The 19,922-nt window shown below is 72.9% G+C and carries 18 protein-coding genes; 14 read left to right on the top strand and 4 right to left on the bottom strand.

Annotated features, from left to right (window positions below):
* Positions 1-20 precede the first annotated feature (20 nt).
* Positions 21-308, top strand: coding sequence for a DUF1416 domain-containing protein (locus tag O7599_RS22610; protein WP_281617429.1), 288 nt, complete (start codon positions 21-23; stop codon positions 306-308).
* Between the two features lie 56 nt (positions 309-364).
* Positions 365-616, top strand: coding sequence for a DUF3099 domain-containing protein (locus tag O7599_RS22605; RefSeq protein WP_281617428.1), 252 nt, complete (start codon positions 365-367; stop codon positions 614-616).
* Between the two features lie 16 nt (positions 617-632).
* Here the strand turns inward: O7599_RS22605 and O7599_RS22600 are convergent, their stop codons facing one another.
* Positions 633-995 (bottom strand): DsrE family protein, encoded by a 363-nt coding sequence (locus tag O7599_RS22600; protein ID WP_281617427.1) that lies wholly within the window; start codon positions 993-995, stop codon positions 633-635.
* A gap of 252 nt (positions 996-1,247) precedes the next feature.
* Here O7599_RS22600 and O7599_RS22595 point away from each other — a divergent pair, with 252 nt between their 5' ends.
* Positions 1,248-2,882 (top strand): ABC-F family ATP-binding cassette domain-containing protein, encoded by a 1,635-nt coding sequence (locus tag O7599_RS22595; protein ID WP_281617426.1) that lies wholly within the window; start codon positions 1,248-1,250, stop codon positions 2,880-2,882.
* Positions 2,883-2,962: 80 nt separating this feature from the next.
* Positions 2,963-4,654: an ABC-F family ATP-binding cassette domain-containing protein gene (locus O7599_RS22590; protein ID WP_281617425.1), complete on the top strand. Its 1,692-nt coding sequence runs from the start codon at positions 2,963-2,965 to the stop codon at positions 4,652-4,654.
* Positions 4,655-4,716: 62 nt separating this feature from the next.
* Here the strand turns inward: O7599_RS22590 and O7599_RS22585 are convergent, their stop codons facing one another.
* Positions 4,717-5,469 carry an SDR family oxidoreductase gene (locus O7599_RS22585; RefSeq protein WP_281617424.1) on the bottom strand — a complete coding sequence of 251 codons (753 nt, stop codon included), beginning with the start codon at positions 5,467-5,469 and terminating at the stop codon, positions 4,717-4,719.
* A 114-nt stretch (positions 5,470-5,583) separates the two neighbouring features.
* Here O7599_RS22585 and O7599_RS22580 point away from each other — a divergent pair, with 114 nt between their 5' ends.
* From O7599_RS22580 to O7599_RS22555, 6 genes are all read left to right on the top strand, one after another.
* The gene (locus O7599_RS22580; RefSeq protein WP_281617423.1) at positions 5,584-6,522 is read left to right on the top strand and encodes an AraC family transcriptional regulator; all 939 of its coding nucleotides are present in this window, start codon (positions 5,584-5,586) and stop codon (positions 6,520-6,522) included.
* Positions 6,523-6,576: 54 nt separating this feature from the next.
* Positions 6,577-7,065 (top strand): VOC family protein, encoded by a 489-nt coding sequence (locus O7599_RS22575; protein ID WP_281617422.1) that lies wholly within the window; start codon positions 6,577-6,579, stop codon positions 7,063-7,065.
* Positions 7,066-7,155: 90 nt separating this feature from the next.
* Complete coding sequence (locus tag O7599_RS22570; protein WP_281617421.1) at positions 7,156-7,614, top strand: MarR family transcriptional regulator; 459 nt, start codon at positions 7,156-7,158, stop codon at positions 7,612-7,614.
* Positions 7,615-7,783: 169 nt separating this feature from the next.
* Positions 7,784-8,995: an MFS transporter gene (locus tag O7599_RS22565; RefSeq protein WP_281617420.1), complete on the top strand. Its 1,212-nt coding sequence runs from the start codon at positions 7,784-7,786 to the stop codon at positions 8,993-8,995.
* Positions 8,996-9,050: 55 nt separating this feature from the next.
* On the top strand, positions 9,051-9,878 hold the full coding sequence (locus tag O7599_RS22560; protein WP_281617419.1) for an aldo/keto reductase: 828 nt from the start codon (positions 9,051-9,053) through the stop codon (positions 9,876-9,878).
* 142 nt (positions 9,879-10,020) lie between these two features.
* Positions 10,021-12,456: a LamG-like jellyroll fold domain-containing protein gene (locus tag O7599_RS22555; protein WP_281617418.1), complete on the top strand. Its 2,436-nt coding sequence runs from the start codon at positions 10,021-10,023 to the stop codon at positions 12,454-12,456.
* A 41-nt stretch (positions 12,457-12,497) separates the two neighbouring features.
* Here O7599_RS22555 and O7599_RS22550 read toward each other — a convergent pair whose 3' ends face one another.
* Together O7599_RS22550 and O7599_RS22545 are read right to left on the bottom strand one after the other, a co-directional pair.
* Positions 12,498-13,481 (bottom strand): carbohydrate kinase, encoded by a 984-nt coding sequence (locus O7599_RS22550; protein ID WP_281617417.1) that lies wholly within the window; start codon positions 13,479-13,481, stop codon positions 12,498-12,500.
* Positions 13,482-13,623: 142 nt separating this feature from the next.
* A complete protein-coding gene (locus O7599_RS22545; protein ID WP_281617416.1) occupies positions 13,624-15,630 on the bottom strand; it encodes a GH32 C-terminal domain-containing protein in 2,007 nt (668 codons plus the stop codon).
* A gap of 147 nt (positions 15,631-15,777) precedes the next feature.
* On the opposite strand from O7599_RS22545, the gene O7599_RS22540 reads away from it, so the two are divergent.
* The 4 genes from O7599_RS22540 (at position 15,778) to O7599_RS22525 (ending at position 19,804) form a co-directional block, all read left to right on the top strand.
* On the top strand, positions 15,778-16,785 hold the full coding sequence (locus tag O7599_RS22540; protein ID WP_281617415.1) for a sugar ABC transporter substrate-binding protein: 1,008 nt from the start codon (positions 15,778-15,780) through the stop codon (positions 16,783-16,785).
* Between the two features lie 70 nt (positions 16,786-16,855).
* A complete protein-coding gene (locus O7599_RS22535) occupies positions 16,856-17,866 on the top strand; it encodes an ABC transporter permease (RefSeq protein WP_281617414.1) in 1,011 nt (336 codons plus the stop codon).
* Positions 17,863-18,720: an ATP-binding cassette domain-containing protein gene (locus tag O7599_RS22530; protein ID WP_281617413.1), complete on the top strand. Its 858-nt coding sequence runs from the start codon at positions 17,863-17,865 to the stop codon at positions 18,718-18,720. The genes O7599_RS22535 and O7599_RS22530 overlap by 4 nt, the downstream gene beginning before the upstream one ends.
* Positions 18,721-18,781: 61 nt before the next feature.
* Positions 18,782-19,804, top strand: coding sequence for a LacI family DNA-binding transcriptional regulator (locus O7599_RS22525; RefSeq protein ID WP_281617412.1), 1,023 nt, complete (start codon positions 18,782-18,784; stop codon positions 19,802-19,804).
* Positions 19,805-19,922 lie beyond the last annotated feature (118 nt).

The raw sequence follows: 19,922 nt of genomic DNA, 5'->3' as shown, positions 1-19,922 counted from the left end.
CCGAGAAAGGACACGACCCCATGTGCGGAGCCAAGGCAGGCGGCCCCGACGCCGCCACCGTCAAGGCCGGCGAGACCACCATCCAGGGCTCCGTGACCCGCGACGGCGAGCCCGTCACCGGTTACGTGCGGCTGCTGGACGCCTCCGGCGAGTTCACCGCCGAGGTGCCCACGTCGGCCACCGGCCAGTTCCGGTTCTACGCCGCGGAGGGCACCTGGACCGTACGGGCCCTGGTGCCCGGCGGCACCGCCGACCGCACCGTGGTCGCCACGCGGGGCGGCCTCTCGGAGGTCGCGATCGCGGTCTGAGCGGCCCGCAGTCCGCGCGGAAGCCCCGCACCGCCTCCCGGGCGTACCGTGGAGGCATGCGGGGCTTCCGCCACGAGGGCGTCCAGTCGGACCCCCGGGTGCCGCCGAGTCAGCCGCGGCGCCGGAGGCGGTACTTCCTGCTGATGGGCACGGCGGTGCTGCTGTTCGTCCTCGCCGGCGCCGTCGTCTACCCCTTCTCCGCGACCGCCGCCATCGCGATGTGCGTGGTCGCGGCCGCCCTCCCGCCGGTCGCGGTGATCATCGGCAACCGGCGGGAAGAGGACGACACGTGGTGGGACGAGAAATGAGACGGCGGGCGGGCGTTCAGTAGACGAGGGCCTGGGTGCCGTCGGCCATCGCCTCGCTGACGAAGACCTGCGCGCCGGCGATCCGTACGCCCTCCAGCACGTCCTTCTCCCCGATCCCGCGGCGCGCGGCGCACTGCGTGCACAGCGTGACCCGCCCGCCCGCCAGCACCCCGTCGAGCAGCTCCGGCAGCGGCGCGGCGTGCGGCAGCTCGAACTCCGCGGCCCGGCCGGGCAGGGCGAACCACGCGGACTCGCCGGTCAGCCAGAGCGACACCTCCACCCCGCTGGCGGCGGCGACGGCCGCCACCGTGAACGCCTGCGAGCAGCGCTCCGGCGCATCCGTTCCCGCGGTCACCTTGATCACTAGCTTCTTGGCCATGCGCCAACTGTAAGGCGGGGGGCCCAGCGTGCCTGTTACCGTGGACGGTGACGTAGATCGTCGACTGAGGAGTCACAGACGTGGTGGGTGAAGACGACATCTCCGGGTGAGATCCGGATCTGACGGCCACCGGCCGGCGCGCGGAGCGCTGCCGAGGTGGTCCGTTTCGTCGTTCCCCCTCTTCTCACGTCACCCAGGGCACAGGACCGTTTCCGCTCGGGTTCTGCCCGCTTTTCCTCCGAGGTCTCTCCCATGTCCGACGCCGCCGTCGTCTGCTCGCATCTCTCCTTCGCCTGGCCCGACGACACCCCCGTCTTCCACGACCTGTCCTTCTCCGTGACGCCGGGCCGCACCGGCCTGGTCGCCCCCAACGGCTCCGGCAAGTCCACCCTGCTCAGGCTGATCGCCGGTGAACTCACGCCCGTCACGGGCTCGGTGTCCGTCAGCGGCACCCTCGGTTACCTCCCGCAGAACCTGCCGCTCACGGCGGACCTCACGGTCGCCGAGGTCGTCGGCGTCGCCGAGGTGATCCGCGCGCTGGACGCCGTGGAGTCCGGCGACGTCGACGAGAAGCACTTCGCCGCCATCGGCGACGACTGGGACGTCGAGGAGCGCACCCGCGCCCAACTCGACCGGCTGGGCCTGGACGACCTCACGCTGGACCGCCGCCTCGCCACGCTCAGCGGCGGCCAGATCGTCTCCCTCGGCCTCGCCGCGCACCTGCTCAAGCAGCCCGACGTCCTCCTCCTCGACGAGCCCACCAACAACCTCGACGCCGAGGCCCGGCACAAGCTGTACGACGCCCTGTCGGACTTCAGCGGCAGCCTGCTGCTGGTCAGTCACGACCGCGCACTGCTGGACCGCATGGACCGCATCGCGGAACTCGGCAGCGCGGAACTGCGCCTGTACGGCGGCGGTTTCACCGCGTACGAGGAGGCGGTCCGCGCCGAGCAGGAGGTCGCCGAGAAGAACGTCCGCAGCGCCGAGCAGGAACTCAAGCGGGAGAAGCGGGAGGCGCAGCAGGCCCGCGAGCGCGCCGAGCGGCGCGCGAGCAACGCCGCGAAGAACCTGAAGAACGCCGGCCTGCCCAAGATCGTCGCCGGCAACCTGAAGCGGAGCGCGCAGGAGGCCGCGGGCAGGTCGGGCACCATGCACGCCTCCCGCGTCAGCGACGCCCAGGCCCGTCTCGACGAGGCCGGCCGCGCGGTGCGCGACGAGGCCCGGCTCACCCTGGACCTGCCCGGCACCCGGGTGCCCGCCGGACGCAACCTGTTCCTCGGCGAGGCGATGCGGGTGCGTCTCGGTGACGCGGAGGTGTTCGCCGCGGGCGGCGTCGACCTGACCGTCCGGGGCCCGGAGCGGATCGCGCTGACCGGCCCCAACGGTGCCGGGAAGACCACCCTGATGCGGCTGATCACCGGCGACCTCGTTCCGGACGGCGGCGGGATCAAACGCAACGACGGCCGGATCGCCTACCTCTCGCAGCGCCTTGACCTGCTGGACCCGGACCGGACGGTGGCGGAGAACTTCGCCGGGTTCGCCCCGGAGCGGCCCGAGGCGGAGCGGATGAACCTGCTTGCCCGGTTCCTCTTCCGCGGTCCGCGCGCCCACCTGCCGGTCCGTGTGCTGTCCGGCGGCGAGCTGCTGCGCGCCACCCTGGCCTGCGTCCTGTGCGCGGAGCCGGCGCCGCATCTGTTGCTGCTCGACGAGCCGACCAACAACCTCGACCTCGTCAACGCGGGCCAACTGGAAAGCGCGCTCAACTCCTACCAGGGCGCCTTCATGGTGGTCAGCCACGACGAGCGGTTCCTCGCGGAGATCGGGATCAACCGCTGGCTGCGCCTGGCCGACGGCACGCTGCGGGAGACGGGCGCTCCGGCGGTGTGAGCCGCCGGCGTGTGACGTGGCCCGCGTCCGAGGCCCCGCGCCCGGCGGGCCGGCCCCCCTCACGGAAGACGGACCGACCTGTGCCCCAGCCCGCACTTCTCGCCCACGACCTCGTCCGCAACCTGGGTGGGCGCCGCGTCCTCGACGGCGTCTGTCTGACCGCCTCCCCCGGTCACCGCATCGGCCTGATCGGGGAGAACGGCGTCGGCAAGTCCACGCTGCTGCGGGTGCTCGCCGGCGTCGACGAACCCGACGCCGGCAGCGTCACCCGCGTCGCCGACCTCGGCTTCCTGCACCAGGAGATGCCCTTCGACGGGGACACGACCGTCGCCGCCGTCCTGGACGAGGCGCTGGCCGAGGCCCGCGAGGACCTCGCCGAGCTGGACCGGCTCAGCGGGGAGCTGGCCCGGGTCGCCGAGGACGACCCCGCCCACCGGGACGTCCTCGACGCCTACGGCAGGCGCCTCGAACAGGCCCAGGACCGGGAGTCCTGGGACGCCGACCGCCGCGCCGCCCTGGTCCTGGCGGGCCTGGGCCTCGGCGCCGTGGACCACGGCCGCACGCTCGGCTCGCTCTCCGGCGGGCAGCGCGGCCGGCTCGCCCTGGCGGCGCTGCTCGTCCGGCGGCCCGCCGCCCTGCTCCTGGACGAGCCGACCAACCACCTCGACGACGGTGCCGCCGCCTTCCTGGAGGAACAGGTCAGGGCCCTGCCCGGCGCCGTCGTGCTCGCCAGCCACGACCGGGCCTTCCTCGACGCCGTCTGCACCGACCTGATCGACCTCGACCCGGCGGCGGCAGGACCCGTCCGCTACGGCGGGAACTACAGCGCCTACCTGTCCGAGAAGCGCGCGGCGCGGGCGCGCTGGGAGCGTCAGTACGCCGAGGAGCAGGAGGAGTTGGCGGGGCTGCGCGTCTCGGTGGGGGTGACCGCCCGCCGGGTGGCCCCCGACCGGGGCCCCACCGACAACGAGAAGATGGGCTACGGCCACCGGGCCGGCCGCGTCCAGAACTCGATCTCCCGGCGGGTGCGCAACGCCGCCCAGCGGCTTGGGGAGCTGGAGCGCGTCCAGGTCGCCGAGCCACCGCGCCCCCTGAGGTTCGCCGCCGGCGACCTGGCCGCCCGGGCGGCCGAAGGACCGCAGCCGCTGATCGCCCTGCGCGGCATACGGGTCCCCGGGCGGCTCAGGCTGGACGAGCTGGAGGTGGCCGCCACCGACCGGCTGCTGGTCACGGGCGGCAACGGGACGGGCAAGTCGACGCTGCTGGCCGTACTCGCCGGGCGGCTGCCGGTCGCCGAGGGCGAGGTGCGCAGGCGGCGCCGGCTGTCCGTGGGGCTGCTCACCCAGGACACCGTCTTCGCGCGGCCCGAGCGCGCGGCCCGCGACACCTACGAGGCGGCGCTGGGCCCGGCCCGCGCGGAGCGGGTGCCGCTGGCATCGCTGGGCCTGCTGCACGAGGCCGACCTGGACAAGCCGGTCGGGCGGCTGTCGGTGGGGCAGCGCCGCCGCCTGGCGCTGGCGCTGCTGGTCGCCCGCCCGCCGCAGTTGCTGCTGCTGGACGAGCCGACGAACCACCTCTCCCCCCGGCTGTGCGACGAACTGGAGGACGCGCTGGCGACCGGGCCGGGCGCGATCGTCGTCGCCAGCCACGACCGCTGGCTGCGCCGCCGGTGGCGGGGCCGCGAGATGCCCGTGCGGGCCGACCCACCCCCCGGACCGGCTGTCCGACCGGTTGAGGGCGGGTCATCGGCTCGGCGAGAGGCTCGACCGTGAGGCGGGGCACGGCTCTGGTGTGAGGGGCGCCCGCAGACGCCACCCCACCGTGTGCCGCCCGCTCAGATCTGGTTCGTGCCGCCGTCGACGTAGATGTTCGCGCCGACGACGTAGCTGCTCTGTTCCGACGCCAGGAACGCCACGACCGCGGCGGCCTCCTCGGGCTGACCCATGCGGCCCTTGGCCACGGTCGCCGCGACGTTCTCCCTGACGGCCCGGGCGGTCTCCTCGTCGCCGAAGGCGGCGGTGCCCCCGGGAGTCTCGATCCATGCCGGCGAGACCGCGTTGACCCGGATGCCGCGGCCCTTGAGCTCGTTGGACCACGTCCGCGCGAAGGACCGGACGGCCGCCTTCGACGCCGCGTACGCGCCGAACGCCTCCACTCCGCGGTCACCGGCCGTCGAACCGACCAGGACGATCGAGGCACCGTCGTTGAGCAGCGGCAAAGCCTTCTGCACGGTGAACAGCGTGCCCCGGACGTTGACCCCGAAGGTCTGGTCGAAGTGCTCCTCGGTCGTCTGCTCCAGCGTCACGAACGCGCCGACCCCCGCGTTCGCCACGAGCACGTCCACACCCCGGCCGCGCGCCCGGACCGCGTCGTAGAGCCGGTCCAGGTCCGCCGGCTTCGCGATGTCGCCGACGACCGCGGTGGCCCGGTCCGCTCCGATCGTCTTGACCGCGGCCTCCAGTTCGGACTCCCGGCGGCCGGTGACGAACACGTACGCGCCCTCGTCGGCCAGCCGTACGGCGGTGGCCAGACCGATACCGGTGCTGCCCCCGGTGACCACCGCGGTCTTGCCTTCCAACTGTCCCATCAGGGTGTCTCCATCGCTCTCTCGAAGCCGATCCGTTCGACTTCGAGAGTGCGGGAGATCGGAGATACCATCCATAATGCAGGGTCCAGAGTTCTTTACGTATCGTCCAGGGAGGTGGCGTCGGTGCTCGGATTCGGGGATCCGGTGGCCGACGCGATCGGCCTGCTCCGGCCCCGCACGGTGGTCGGGCCCAACCTCCGGGCCGCGGGAGAGTGGGCCGTGCGCTTCGGCCCGTTCCTGCACGTGCGGGTCGGGGGCCTCGTGCGCGGCACATGCCGGCTGGTCCTCGACGGGCACGAGCCGGTGCTCCTTGAGGAGGGGGACACCTTCATGCTGGGCAACCCTCCGCCCTACGTGCTGGCCAGCACGCTCGACGCACACCCGCGCCCCGCGGAGCCGCTGTGGGCGGGCGCCGAGGACGGGGTCGTGCGGATCGGCCCGGAGTCCGAGGAGGACCTCTACCTCTGCGTCGGGCACATCGCGTTCGACGACAGGAACGCGGCCCTCCTGACCGATCTCCTGCCGCCGCTCGTGGTCGTCCGCGTGGCCGATCCTCACGGCAGCCGGCTCGCGACACTCATCGATCTCCTGGCCACCGAGGTCGGCATCACCGCCGCCGGCGGCCCGCTGGTGCAGAACCACCTCGCCCAGATCCTGCTCGTGCACATGCTGCGCGCGCACGCCGGCCAGACGGACCGGCCCACCGGCTGGCTCGGCGCCCTGAACGAGGACGGCATCGGCGCCGCCCTGCGCGCCGTACACGCGGACGTGGCCCACTCCTGGAGCCTCCAGGAGCTCGCCGAGATCAGCCACATGTCGCGTTCCGCGTTCGCCCAGGCGTTCAAGAACCACGTCGGAGTCCCGCCGTTGGAGTACCTGATCCAGTGGCGCATGAGCCTCGCGCGCGACGCTCTCACCCGCGACACCCTGTCGATCTCCGAGCTCGCACGGGCCACGGGCTACCTGTCCGAGAGCGCGTTCAGCACCGCGTTCCGCCGGGTGGTCGGCTCGTCGCCCGCGCAGTTCCGGAACCGGGCACGGCAAGGTCAATAGGATAAAATTGTGACATAAGGCACCCATGGCGAGGATCGAACGAAGGGGGCCCTTATGGCTGTCGCCAGCACCCCGATGAACCTCGACCGTCCCGCGCACGTCGGAATCTCGGTGTCGGACCTGGACGCCTCCCTCGCGTTCTACTCGGCACTCACCGGACGCGATCCCGTCGCCCAGGGCACGATGAACAGCGTGCCCTTCGGCAGATCCCAGGGGCTGCCCGTCGCCGGACTGCGGTACGCGACGATCAACATCGAGGGCCTGGGCATCGACCTCATCCAGTTCCAGGACCCGGTCGGGGAGAAGACCAACGGCATGGCGAACCGACCCGGCTCCATGCACCTGTGCCTCAGGGTCGACGACCTCGACGCGGTGTACCAGCGCATGAAGGACGCCGGCTACGACTTCCTCGGCGACGACTACACCTTCCTCGCGGGCGAGGTCACCCCCGAAGCAGCGCTCGGCACGAAGGTCGCGTACTTCAACGACCCCGACGGCACGAACCTGGAGATCATCGAGCCCAAGGGCGGGTTCGCCGGCTAGAGCATGCAGGCGCGGTCTACGTGCACACGCAGATTATTTCGCGCATGCCCTATCGTGGGTTTCAGTCGCTCCCACGGAGGCCTGAGACCCATGACCGCCACAGACCCGGCCCTCACCGCCCTGGCCCAGGGCTGGTGCGCGCTGTCGCTGCTGCACGGGAAGATCGAGGCGCACATCGAGCGCGCCCTCCAGTCCGGCCACGGCCTGAGCGTGCGCGAGTACTCCCTGCTCGACGTGCTGAGCCGCCAGCACGACGGCGAGGGCGGCCACCTGCAGATGAAGCAGGTCGCCGACGCCGTCGTGCTCAGCCAGAGCGCCACCACCCGCCTCGTCACCCGCCTTGAGGACCGGGGTCTGCTGGAGCGCTACCTGTGCCCCACCGACCGCCGCGGCATCTACACCAACGTCACCGACGCCGGCCTCAAGCTCCTCGAAGAGGCGAGGCCCACGAACGACGCCGCTCTGCGTGAAGCGCTGGACGAGGCCCTCACACACCCCGAGCTGGCGCCGCTCGTCAAGGTCGTGGAATCCGGGACCGTACCCGCCTGACCACGGGGCAGGGCGTCTCCTGCCCTCACGGATCCGGCACGGGCACGGGCATATAGTTGCGCACGCCGGTTAATTTACTTCGGCTTTACCTGCGTTTGCATTGCCCCGCGTCTGCAACTATTGTCAGGGAGCGTAAGCGTCACGCGCAACCACCTGGAAGGTAGCTCCCATGCCTCTCGCGCTCCTGGCCCTGGCCATCGGGGCCTTCGGGATCGGCACCACCGAATTCGTGATCATGGGCGTGCTGCCCCAGGTCGCAGGTGATTTCGGCGTCACCATCCCCACGGCCGGCTGGCTGGTCTCCGGCTACGCGCTCGGCGTCGTCGTCGGCGCACCGCTGCTGACCGTCCTGGGCACGAAGGTGTCCCGCAAGAAGATGCTGATGTTCCTGATGGCGCTGTTCGTCGTCGGGAACACCCTGTCCGCCCTCGCCCCGACCTTCGGGCTCATGCTCACCGGCCGGATCGTCGCCTCCCTCGCGCACGGCGCGTTCTTCGGCATCGGCTCGGTGGTCGCCGCCGGCCTCGTGGCGCCCGAGAAGAAGGCGTCGGCCATCTCCCTGATGTTCATGGGCCTGACCGTGGCCAACGTCGTCGGCGTCCCCGGCGGTACCGCCCTCGGCCAGGCCGCCGGATGGCGCGTCACGTTCGTGATCGTCGCCCTGCTCGGCGTCATCGGATTCCTCGGCGTCGCCAAGCTCGTGCCCGAGACCGGCCGGCCGGAATCGGTGAGCGTCCGGCGCGAGTTCGCGGCGTTCCGGAACGTCCAGGTGTGGCTCGCCATGGCGATGACGGTCCTCGGGTACGGGGGTGTCTTCGCCGCGATCACCTACATCACGCCGATGATGACCGACGTCGCGGGCTACACCGAGGGCGCCGTGACCCTGCTGCTCGTCCTGTTCGGGATCGGGATGTTCCTCGGCAACCTGATCGGCGGCCGCTTCGCCGACCGCCGCCTGATGCCGATGCTCTTCACCGCCCTCGCGGGTCTGAGCGCGGCCCTGCTGCTGTTCACCGCGACCGCGCACCACAAGGTCCTGGCCGCGGTCACCCTCGCGCTGATCGGTGCGCTGGGCTTCGCGACCGTGCCCCCGCTGCAGAAGTGGGTCCTCGACCAGGCCGCGGCCGCGCCCACCCTGGCGTCGGCCGCCAACATCGGCGCCTTCAACCTGGGCAACGCCCTGGCGGCCTGGCTCGGCGGCGTCGTCATCGCAGCGGACCTGGGCTACACCTCGCCCAACTGGGTCGGCGCCCTGCTCTCCGGCACCGCCCTGATCCTCGCCTTCGTCGCCGCCTCCCTCGACCGCCGCACCCGGGCGGCCGGACACGTCGTCGCGGGGTCCCCGGCGGCGGAAGCGGTTCCGGTCTCCGTCCACCACTGACCGGGCCCCATCACTCGCACCCACCGAACCCCCTGTTCGAAGCAAGGAATCGCATATGACCCCCGTCATCCCCACCATCAGGCTCAACAACGGCGTCGAGATCCCCCAGCTCGGCTTCGGCGTCTTCCAGGTCCCCGACGCCGAGACCACCGCCGCCGTCGGCGCCGCCCTGGAGGCCGGCTACCGCAGCATCGACACCGCCGCGGTCTACGGCAACGAGACCGGCGTCGGCCGCGCCCTCGCCGGCTCCGGCCTCGCCCGCGGCGACCTCTTCGTCACCACCAAGCTGTGGAACCCCGACCAGGGCTACGACGCCACCCTCAGGGCCTTCGACACCAGCGCGGCCAAGCTCGGCATCGACTACGTCGACCTCTACCTGATCCACTGGCCCACCCCGGCCCGCGACCTGTACCGCGAGTCCTGGAAGGCCATCGAGAGGCTCGTCGCCGACGGCCGGATCCGCGCCGCGGGCGTCTCCAACTTCCAGCCCGCGCACCTCGACCGCCTCATCGCCGGCTCCGATCTCGTCCCCGCCGTGAACCAGGTCGAGCTCCACCCCGGCCTCCAGCAGGGCGAGCTGCGCGCCGCACACGCCAGGCTCGGCATCGCCACCGAGGCCTGGAGCCCGCTCGCGCAGGGCGCCGTGCTCAAGGACGAGGCGCTCACCACGATCGCGGCCCGGCACGGCAGGTCCCCCGCGCAGGTCGTCCTGCGCTGGCACCTCCAACTCGGCAACGTCGTCATCCCCAAGTCGGTGACGCCCGCCCGCATCCGCGAGAACCTCGACGTCTTCGACTTCGCCCTCGCCGACGACGAGATGACCGCGATCGCCGGTCTCGACCGCGACCTGCGCACCGGCCCGCACCCCGACACGCTCAACTAGGCGTGAGGGGCTAACTCGTATTAGACGAACGCGGCGGTCAGACGCTCTGGATCCTGGTAAGGCACCGTCAAGAGGGCAGAAGGGGTTGACCTTTAACGAGTTAGGAATACAGTCCGCCGGGAGCGGAACGAGGAGGACACAGATGAGCGACACACCGCGAGAGGTGCCGCGGAAGGCCGTACTCGGACGACGTACGCTCCTGGCCGTCGCCGGGTCGCTGGCCGGTACCGCCGCGCTGGGCGGCGCCGCCCACGGCGTACGCACCGCGGCCGGGGCGCCGCGGCGGGACGACGGGCTCGTGGCCCACTGGAGCTTCCGCGAGGGCCGCGGCGTCACGACGACGGATCAGGTCAGCGGCCGGGGCGACCCGATCGCGTACGTCTTCACCGACGCCGTCCACAAGCCCGACAGCGACCCGTTGTGGGAGCCGGCGGACGCGGCTGCCGGCACGCTGTCGGCGGCGCTGCTCTTCGACGGCTACTCCACCTACGTCACCCGGGACGCCCCGCTGGACCCGGGCACCGGCGCGCTGACGGCCGCGGCGTGGGTCGCGCCGAGCGCCTTCGAGTGGGGCGACGGCGGCAAGGAGTCCGCCGTCGTCAACCAGCAGGAGCGGGCAGGCAACCGCGGCTTCTCGCTCGGCGTGGGCCGGCACGGCCGCTGGCTCTTCGGCGTCGGCGACGGCGCCGCCTGGCACCAGGCGACCGTGGACCAGAACGCCGCCCTGGCGCCCGGCGCGTGGGCCCACATCGCGGGCACCTTCGATCCGGCCGCGGGTGCGCTGCGCCTGTACCTCAACGGCCGCGAGGTCGCCTCCGCGCCCGTTCCCGGCGGAGCCCTCTTCGCGCCCGCCGGCGTGCCCCTGCTGATCGGGCGGCACAGCACGCCGGAGATCGTGAACGGCGTCTTCGCGGTCAACATGTTCGCGGGGCTGATCGACGAGGTGAGGATCCGCAACGTGGCGCTCGGCGCCGCCGAGGTGGCCGCGGAGTACCGGGCGGATCTCGACACCTTCGCGGGCGGGACCGTGCCCGTACCCGACCTCGCGATGGCGCGCTCCCGCTACCTGGGCGACCGGTACCGCCCCGGCTACCACTTCACCGCGCCGAACCACTGGATGAACGAACCGCACGCCCCCATCGAGGTGGACGGCCGGTACCACCTGTTCTACCAGCACAACGTCCACGGCCCGTACTGGCACAACATCAGTTGGGGCCACGCCGTGAGCGACGACCTCGTGCGCTGGCGCGACCTGCCGGTCGCCCTGCGGCCGACGGCGGGCAGCGTCGCGCCGGACGGGGTCTGGTCCGGCGACGCGGTCCTCGCTCCGGACGGCACTCCGGCGCTGCTCTTCACCGCCGGCGACGACGCGCAGGTCCCCAACCAGGCCGTCGGCCTGGCCCGCCCCGCCGACCCCGCGGACCCCGACCTGGCCGCGTGGGAGATGCACCCCGCGCTGGTGACCCGGCAGACGCGGGACCTGGACGTGGGTGCGGGACGGAAGGTGCGGTTCGGGGACTTCCGCGACCCGTTCGCCTGGCAGGAGGACGGCACCTACTTCCAGCTCGTGGGCTCGGGCGTGCTCGCCGACGACGGCGGCGCCGTCGGCGGCACCGCGCTGCTGTACACCTCCGCGGACCTTGAGGACTGGACGTACGCCGGACCGCTGATGACCGGCGACGTGCGGGCGTACCCCCGGACGGGCCAGGTCTGGGAGCTGCCGGTGTTCCTGCCCATCGGAACGGACCCCGGCGGGCGGCAGCGCAACGTCCTGCTGGTCAACCCGGCTTTCCCCGAAGGACCGGGCGAGTACTCCAGCAGGTTCACGTACTACTGGGTCGGCGTCTGGGACGCGGCCTCGCGCACCTGGACGCCGGACACGGCCGAGCCCCGGCTGCTCGACTACGGCGACCACTTCACCGGCCCGAGCGGCTTCGTGGACGGCTCCGGGCGGTCGCTGGTCTTCTCCATCGCCCAGGACCGGCGCACCGAGCAGGCGCACTTCGACGCCGGCTGGGCCCACAACGCCGGCCTCCCGGTCGAAGTGACGATGCGGCCCGACGGCGACCTGGGCGTGCGCCCGGTGGCCGAGACCGCCCGGCTCCACGACGGCCCGCCGCTGGTGGACGTGACCGGGCCGCTGAGCGTCGCCGAGGCCAACGGGCACCTGGGCAGCGCCCGCGGCGACATGCTGCACGTCCGGCTGGCCATGGCGCCGGGCGCCGACCCCCGCTTCGGCATCGACGTGCTGCGCAGCCCGGGCGCCGAGGAGTACACCCGCCTCTTCTACGACGACGGCGCCGGGGAGTTCGGCGTGGACCGTACCCGCACGGGCAACAACTCCGGCCTCGGCGGGCAGCTCGGGGTGCACAGCGGCCCGCTGGCGCTCGACGGCGGCCGGCTGGGCCTCGACGTCTTCCTGGACCGCTCCATGGTCGAGGCGTACGCGGGCGGCCACAAGTCGATCACCACCCGCGCGTACAGCAACCGCACCGACGCCCTCGGGCTCCAGGTGTTCGGCGGCGGTGCCGTCGTGGAGTCCCTGCAGGTCTGGCGGATGGGGGAGGCGGCCGGCTGACGCGCCGGGTTCGCGGTGCGGGGCGGGGCCGGGCGTACGGGTCACGCCACGGTGTCCAGCTCCGCCGCCCACGGCGGGTTCGCGCCCCGTACCGCGCAGGTCGCCGCCGCCACCCGGACGCCCAGGGACACCGCCTCGGCCAGCAGCTCGGGGGTCAGTCCGGCGAGCCGGCCGCCCAGCACGCCCGCCGCGTGCAGCGCGTGCAGCAGCCCCGCGGTGAAGGCGTCGCCCGCGCCGACGGTGTCGACCACCGCCGTGCGCGGCGCGGGCACGTGCAGCGGGCTGCCGTCGAGGGAGGCGAAGACGCCCCGCGCGCCGAGGGTGACGACGACGAGGCGGACGCCGTGCGTGTGCCAGGCGTCCGCGGCGGCGGCCGGTGTCGCGCCCGGCGCGAGCTCGGCCAGGTCGTCGTCGCTGACCCGCAGGACGTCGGCGGTACGGCACCAGTCGCGCAGCCGCTCGCGGTAGCGGCGCGGGTCGACCAGCGGGGCGCGGACGTTGGGGTCGATGCTGACGGTGGCCCGCGGGCGTACCTCATGCAGCACCTGCTCGATGCGGGCGGCGCCCGGATCGCGGACCAGCGCGAGCGACCCGGTGTGCAGGCAGGCGAGCCCGCCCTCGACGCCGGCGCGCAGTTCGGCCCGGGTCCACTGCCAGTCGGCGGTCCGCTCGGCGTGGAAGGCGTAGCCGGCCCGGCCCTGGCCGTCGAGGTCGGCGACGGCCAGGGTGCTGGGCTCCGCGGCCTGCGGACAGCGGGACACGTCGACGCCGGAGCCGGCGAGGCGGGCGCGGGAGAGCCGGCCGAAGACGTCCGCCGACAGCCGGCCGAGGAACCGCGTCGGGGTGCCGAGGCGGGCGAGCGCGACCGCCGTGTTGGCGGGCCCGCCGCCCGGACGGACCTCCAGGCCGAGCGCGGCCGGCTCCCGGCCGGCTCCGGAGGTTCCGCCGGAGAGAGCCGGGGCGGGCGCGGCGAAGGCGTCGGCGACGCATTCGCCGAGGACGGCGACGGGTGTGCTCGGCTGCATGCTGCGGCCTTTCTCGCGAGGGCACGGGGAGGGGCGGCCCGCCCGGGGATGCGCCCCGGGCGGGCCGCCCGCAGAGGTGGAGGCCGGCCTGCCACGCCGGGCCTCCGGCGGTGCTACGACCAGGTGCTACGACCAGGCGGTGCTACGACCAGGCACTGCCCAGCGGCGTCAGCTCGGCGCGGCGCAGCCGCAGGCTCCCGCCGTCCGCGGCGAACTCCACCGCGTCGGACTCCGCGTAGCGGGGGTACACCCGGGCGGTCAGCGTCTCTCCGTCGCCGGCGAACACCTCCACCGACGACCGGTCGATCAGCACGTCGAGCCGCAGCACGCCGTCGGCGTCCGGGCGGGTACGGGTGGTGAAGACGTCCCGGGTGCCATAGCCGGACCGGCCGGTGTCCAGGGCCAGTTCGCCGGTCGCGGTGTCGTAGCGCAGCTCGGTCGCCTCGGCGGCGGAGGCGTGCAGCCGGAGGGTGACGGTGCGGGCGGTGGTGGCGCCGAGGTCCAGCTCGGCCCGCAGCCGCGCGGTGTCGCCGCGGCCGAGCCGCCAGGTGCCCCGGACCCGCTTGTCCGTCACGGTGACGGGCGGGCCCGCGGCGAGACCCGCCACCTCGGCGACCGGGCGTGCGCCGAGGCCGCCGTCCGCGCGCACGAACAGCTCGCGGTGGACGGTCTGGGCGCCGGCCCAGCCGTTCAGCCGGGTGGGCTCCTTGGCGTTCCAGTCGCTCATCCACGCGGTCATCAGCCGGCGCCCGCGGTCGTCTTCGTAGCTCTGCGCGGCGTACGTGTCGCCGCCGCCGTCGAGGACGCCGCGGCGCTCGGGCGTGAAGGTCCGCCCGTCGTACGAGCCGACGGCGTACCGCTGCAGCGACTCGCCGCCCTCGTTGGTGGCGTAGAGCAGCACCCACCTGCCGTCCAGGGGGAAGAGGTCCGGGCACTCCCACATCGCCCCGTCGGTCCCGTCCCCCTCGGCGAGCACGCCGGTGTACTCCCACTCCCGCAGGTCGTCGGAGGCGTACGACTGCACCTTGCCGCGGCCGTCGTGACCGGAGCCGACGACCATCTTCCAGCGGCCGTCGAGTGGGTCCCGGAAGACCTTGGGGTCGCGGAAGCCGGCCGCGGAGCCGGGCGGGGGCCCGGCGACGACCGGGTTCTGCGCGACGGGCGTGAACGTCATGCCGTCGGTGCTGGTGGCGATCTCGACGGTCTCGGGGGTGGCGCCGGGGTGCGCCGCGGTGTCGGTGAAGCGGGTGTACGCGACCGTCAGGGTGCCGTCGTCGTCGACGGCGCTGCCGCTGAAGATGCCGGAGTTGTCGGTGGGCGTGGCGCGCGGCGGCGGGGTGAGCGCGACGGGCAGCTCGCGCCAGCGGACGGCGTCGGTGCTCTCGGCGTGCGCCCAGTGCATCGGGCCCCACTTGGGCGCGTCGGGGTGGTGCTGGCTGAACAGGTGGTGTCTGCCGCCGTAGTGGACGAGGCCGTTGGGGTCGTTGATCCAGCCCTGGTACGGCGTGTAGTGGAACTGCGGGCGCAGCGGGTCGGCGGCGTAGTCGCGGTCGGCGGGCTGGTTGGCCTGGCCCAGCCGGTTGAAGGTCAGGCCGTTGTCGTCTTTCCGCGGGCGCTCGGTGCGGACGTCGTCGAGGTTGAGGTGTCCCCAGCCGCCCTTCTTGTCGTCGACGACGCGGAGGTGGACCTGTTCGCCGGCCCAGGCGGAGGTGTCCCACACGACGCGGGCGTACGCCTCGTCGTCCATGCCGGTCTGCCGGGCCAGTTCCCTGCCGTCGCGGTCGCGGACGAGCGCGACGTACAGCCGGTCGGGGTCCCAGCCGCCGGCGACCAGGAAGCTGAGCGCGCGGCCCGCCGTGAACGTCGAGGAGCGCAGCTCGCCGACGGCGTCGTCCTGCGCGGCGGCGTAGCCCCAGAGGTGGTGGTCGCCGCGATGGTGGAACGGGCCTCCCCAGTAGTCCTTCGCGGTGCTGACGGCGGAGTCGGCGAACGCGTCGCCGGAGACGACGGTCCAGCCGGTGAGGTCCCCGGTCTCGAAACCGGGGTTGACGGGTCCGGTGGCGCGCGGCCCGGCCTGCGCGGCGGGGGTGAGCGTGGCGGCGAGGACCGCCGCGGTCGCTGTCAGTGCGGGTGTTCTCCAGCGGCTCATCTGGATGACCTCCGTTGCCGACTCGTTTCGAGTCAAGGGCATTGACGTTGCTCGCCGCGGAGTCCACCATCTTCGACAGCCGGTGTCAACGTTGACATATGTCAACGATGACACGTGCTGTCCGCGCACCCGAGAAGGAGCAGGTCCATGCAGGGAGCAGTCCGCAGCACCACCGCCGTCAGGGTCACCGCATGTGCCGCAGCAGCGCTGCTGCTGGCCGGGTGCGGCGAGGGAGCCCAGGGGTCCGGGTCCGACGACGAGATCCGGGTCGGCCTGATCACCAAGACCGACACCAACCCGTTCTTCGTCAAGATGAAGGAGGGCGCGGAGGAGTCCGCCGGCCGGAACAAGGTCGAACTCTCCACGGCCGCCGGAAAGTTCGACGGCGACAACGAGGGCCAGGTCACCGCCATCGAGAACATGGTCGCCGCGGGCGTCGACGGCATCCTCATCACACCCAACGACTCCGAGGCGATCGTCCCGGCCATCGAGCAGGCCCGCGACAAGGGCGTCGTCGTCATCGCGCTGGACACCCCCACCGAACCGCAGGACGCCACCGACGCGCTCTTCGCCACCGACAACCTCAAGGCCGGCGAACTCATCGGCGCGTACGCCAAGGAGCGGATGGCCGGCAAGGACGCCAGGATCGCCATGCTCGACCTCGCGCCCGGCATCTCCGTCGGGCAGTTGCGCCACGACGGCTTCCTCAAGGGCTACGGGATCGAGGAGGGCGACGACTCGCTCGTCTGCGCCCAGGACACCCAGGGCGACCAGGCCAAGGGGCAGACGGCGATGGAGAACTGCCTGCAGAAGGCGCCGGACATCAACGTCGTCTACACCATCAACGAGCCGGCCGCGCTCGGCGCGTACACCGCGCTGAAGGCCAAGGGCCGCGAGGACGACGTGCTGATCGTCTCCGTCGACGGCGGCTGCACCGGCACCGAGGCGGTCAAGTCCGGGAAGATCGCGGCGACTTCGCAGCAGTACCCGCTGAAGATGGCCAGCGAGGGCGTCCGCGCCGTGGCCGACCACGTGCGCAAGGACAAGGACGTCTCCGGCTACACCGACACCGGCGTCACCCTGATCAGCGACACCCCCGCCCAGGGCGTCGAGGCCGAGGACACCGGCTACGGGCTCGCGCACTGCTGGGGCTGACCGCCCCGGCCGGCCCGCCCGCAGACCGACCCGTCAGCACGTCACACCACCCGTCCGAGGAGCCACCGCCTTGAGTACGACCACCGCCCCGCAGCCCCCGGCCCCGCCACCGCTCACCGCGCCGCCCACCTGGCGCAGCGCCGCCACCCACCCCACCACCGGCCCGCTGGCCGCCCTCCTGGCCGCCTGCGTCTTCTTCTCCTTCCAGAGCGAGCAGTTCCTCTCCGGCGGCAACCTCTCGCTCGTCATGCAGCAGGTGATGGTGGTCGGCACCCTGGCCCTCGGCCAGACCCTCATCATCCTCACCGCGGGCATCGACCTGTCCTGCGGCATGATCATGGCGTTCGGCAGCATCGTCATGACGAAGCTGGCCACCGACAGCGGCCTGCCGCCGCTGCTCGCCATCGCCGCCGGGCTCACCGTCTGCGCGCTGCTCGGCTTCACCAACGGCGCGCTCGTCACGTTCATCAGGCTGCCGCCGTTCATCGTCACGCTCGGCATGCTCAACATCGCCTTCGCGCTCACCCACATCTACTCGGACGACCAGACCATCACCGACCTCCCGGACGAGCTGACCGCGCTCGGCGAGACGTTCCCGATGGGCCGCACCGACGTGACGTACGGATCGGTCCTCACCGTCGTCCTCTTCCTCGTCTTCGCCTACCTGCTGGGCCGCACCGCCTGGGGCAAGCACACCTACGCCCTCGGCAACAGCCCCGAGGTGGCCCGGCTGACCGGCATCCGGGTCGACCGGCTGCGGCTGGGCATCTTCACCCTCGCCGGGCTCATCTACGGCATCGCCGCCCTGCTGCTCGTCTCCCGCACCGGCGTCGGCGACCCCAAGGCGGGCACCGACGACAACCTCAACTCCATCACCGCCGTGGTGCTCGGCGGCACCAGCCTCTTCGGCGGCCGGGGCATGGTCCTCGGCACCCTCATCGGCGCGCTGATCGTCGGCGTGTTCCGCAACGGGCTGCAACTGATGGGCGTCGGCTCGATCTACCAGACCCTCATCACCGGCGGCCTGGTGATCCTCGCCGTCACCGTGGACCAGATCTCCCGCAGGAGGGCCGGCCGATGACACCGGACGAGACGACGAAGCCGCGGCCGGACGTCACCCCCGTGCTCCGGGCCCGCGACCTGGTCAAGCGCTACGGCCACGTCACCGCCCTGGACGGCTGCGACTTCGACCTGCTGCCCGGCGAGGTGCTCGCCGTCGTCGGCGACAACGGAGCGGGCAAGTCCAGCCTCATCAAGGCGCTCACCGGTGCGCTGCACCCGGACGAGGGCACCATCGAGCTGGACGGCGCGCCCGTGCGCCTGCGCGACCCGCTCGACGCCCGCAGGCACGGCATCGAGACCGTCTACCAGGACCTGGCCGTCGCCGCCTCGCTGGACATCGCCACCAACATGTTCCTCGGCCGCGAACTGCGCAGGAAGGGCGTGCTGGGCCGGGTCTTCCGGATGCTGGACACCCGGCGCATGCGCGAGGAGTCCGCCGCGCACATGGCCGAACTCAAGATCGGGCTGACCTCGCTCACGCAGGCCGTCGAGTCGCTCTCCGGCGGCCAGCGGCAGGGCGTGGCGGTGGCCCGCGCGGTGGCCTGGGCGCGGCACGTGGTGGTGATGGACGAGCCGACCGCCGCCCTGGGCGTGAAGGAGTCCGGACAGGTCCTCGACATGATCCGCCGGGTCCGCGACCGCGGCCTGCCCGTCGTACTCATCAGCCACAACATGCCGCACGTCTTCGAGATCGCCGACCGCATCCACGTCCAGCGGCTCGGCCGCCGGGTCGCGCAGCTCAGCCCGGCCGACCACACCATGGCCGAGGTGGTCGCGATCATGACCGGGGCCCTGACGCCCGGAGCGGGGAGCGGAGGTACGGTCGTAGCCGACGAGAAGGCGGTGCGGGCCGCCGGGCTGCGCTCGCGCTGACGGCTTGCCGCTCGCTGCCTCGCCCGGACGACCTGCGCAGACGGAGGAAGAGGCGAAGCAGATGCCGAGCCATCGGCGGCCGACGCTCACGGACGTGGCCCAGCGGGTCGGGGTGAGCGCCAAGACCGTCTCGCGCGTCCTCAACGGCGACGGACCGGTCGCCGACGAGACCCGGGCGAAGATCATGGCGGTGGTCGAGGAACTCGGCTTCCAGCCGAACCTGATGGCGCGCAACATGCGCATCGGCTCGCGTGACTCCACCGTCGGGCTGGTCGTGCCGGACATGGGCAACCCCTTCTTCGGCACGGTCGCCAGCGGCATCGAGGAGGCGGTGGGCAACCGCGGGCTCACCCTGCTCATCGGCTCCTCCGGCGAGTCGGTGGAGCGGGAGAACACGCTCGTCACCACCTTCCTGGCGCGCCGTATCAGCGCCCTGATGATCGTGCCGGCCGCCGGCGGCGATCACCGCCACCTGCGCCGGGAGCGGGAGAGCGGGCTGCCGCTGGTCTTCCTCGACCGGCCGGCGGCCGGCCTGGCCGCGGACTGCGTGGTCAGCGCCAACCGGCAGGGCGCCAAGGAGGGCACCGCCCACCTGATCGCGCACGGGCACCGCCGGATCGGCTTCGTCAGGGACCTGCCCGCCTCGCTCTTCACCCGTCAGGAGCGCTTCCGCGGGTACCGCGACGCGCTGGCCGAGGCCGGCATCCCCTACGACCGGACCCTGGCCGCCGACGCCCACGACCCGGCCGCGGCGGCCACGGCGGTACGCCGGCTGCTGGCTCTCGACCCGCCGCCGACCGCGGTCTTCACCGGCAACAACTTCGCCACCCTGGGCGCGGTGCAGGCACTGACCGCGGACGCGCGGCAGGACGTCGCGCTCGTCGGCTTCGACGACCTCCCGCTGGCGGACGTGCTGCGCCCGGGGCTCACGGTGGTGACCCAGGACCCGCGGGCCATCGGCACCGCGGCTGCCGAACTGGCGCTGCGCAGGCTCGACGGCGACCGCCGGGGGGCGACGCGCCAGACGGTGCCGGTCCGGCTCGTCCCCCGGGGCACCGGCGAACTGCGACCCCCGACTGCCTGACTGCCGGAGCCGGGGCGCGGGGGCGGGCCGGGGGTCACGGAGGCGGCTGACGCCCGCCGGGCCGGTGCCGGGCGCGGCGGTTAGACTCGGCGGCGGTACGTCCCTCATCGTTACGGAG

The organism is Streptomyces sp. WMMC500 (assembly GCF_027497195.1).
Taxonomy (GTDB): domain Bacteria; phylum Actinomycetota; class Actinomycetes; order Streptomycetales; family Streptomycetaceae; genus Streptomyces.
The sequence above is the reverse complement of the archived record's forward strand: the minus strand, read 5'-3'. Positions and strand labels throughout refer to the sequence as shown.

Excerpts from the sequence above, each read along its gene's own strand:
- O7599_RS22585 (WP_281617424.1), bottom strand. The coding sequence starts at position 5,469 with ATGGGACAGTTGGAAGGCAAGACCGCGGTGGTCACCGGGGGCAGCACC.
- O7599_RS22565 (WP_281617420.1), top strand. The coding sequence starts at position 7,784 with ATGCCTCTCGCGCTCCTGGCCCTGGCCATCGGGGCCTTCGGGATCGGC.
- O7599_RS22600 (WP_281617427.1), bottom strand. The coding sequence starts at position 995 with ATGGCCAAGAAGCTAGTGATCAAGGTGACCGCGGGAACGGATGCGCCG.
- O7599_RS22530 (WP_281617413.1), top strand. The coding sequence starts at position 17,863 with ATGACACCGGACGAGACGACGAAGCCGCGGCCGGACGTCACCCCCGTG.
- O7599_RS22540 (WP_281617415.1), top strand. The coding sequence starts at position 15,778 with ATGCAGGGAGCAGTCCGCAGCACCACCGCCGTCAGGGTCACCGCATGT.
- O7599_RS22595 (WP_281617426.1), top strand. The coding sequence starts at position 1,248 with ATGTCCGACGCCGCCGTCGTCTGCTCGCATCTCTCCTTCGCCTGGCCC.
- O7599_RS22555 (WP_281617418.1), top strand. The coding sequence starts at position 10,021 with ATGAGCGACACACCGCGAGAGGTGCCGCGGAAGGCCGTACTCGGACGA.
- O7599_RS22545 (WP_281617416.1), bottom strand. The coding sequence starts at position 15,630 with ATGAGCCGCTGGAGAACACCCGCACTGACAGCGACCGCGGCGGTCCTC.
- O7599_RS22560 (WP_281617419.1), top strand. The coding sequence starts at position 9,051 with ATGACCCCCGTCATCCCCACCATCAGGCTCAACAACGGCGTCGAGATC.
- O7599_RS22575 (WP_281617422.1), top strand. The coding sequence starts at position 6,577 with ATGGCTGTCGCCAGCACCCCGATGAACCTCGACCGTCCCGCGCACGTC.
- O7599_RS22550 (WP_281617417.1), bottom strand. The coding sequence starts at position 13,481 with ATGCAGCCGAGCACACCCGTCGCCGTCCTCGGCGAATGCGTCGCCGAC.
- O7599_RS22525 (WP_281617412.1), top strand. The coding sequence starts at position 18,782 with ATGCCGAGCCATCGGCGGCCGACGCTCACGGACGTGGCCCAGCGGGTC.
- O7599_RS22570 (WP_281617421.1), top strand. The coding sequence starts at position 7,156 with ATGACCGCCACAGACCCGGCCCTCACCGCCCTGGCCCAGGGCTGGTGC.
- O7599_RS22605 (WP_281617428.1), top strand. The coding sequence starts at position 365 with ATGCGGGGCTTCCGCCACGAGGGCGTCCAGTCGGACCCCCGGGTGCCG.
- O7599_RS22610 (WP_281617429.1), top strand. The coding sequence starts at position 21 with ATGTGCGGAGCCAAGGCAGGCGGCCCCGACGCCGCCACCGTCAAGGCC.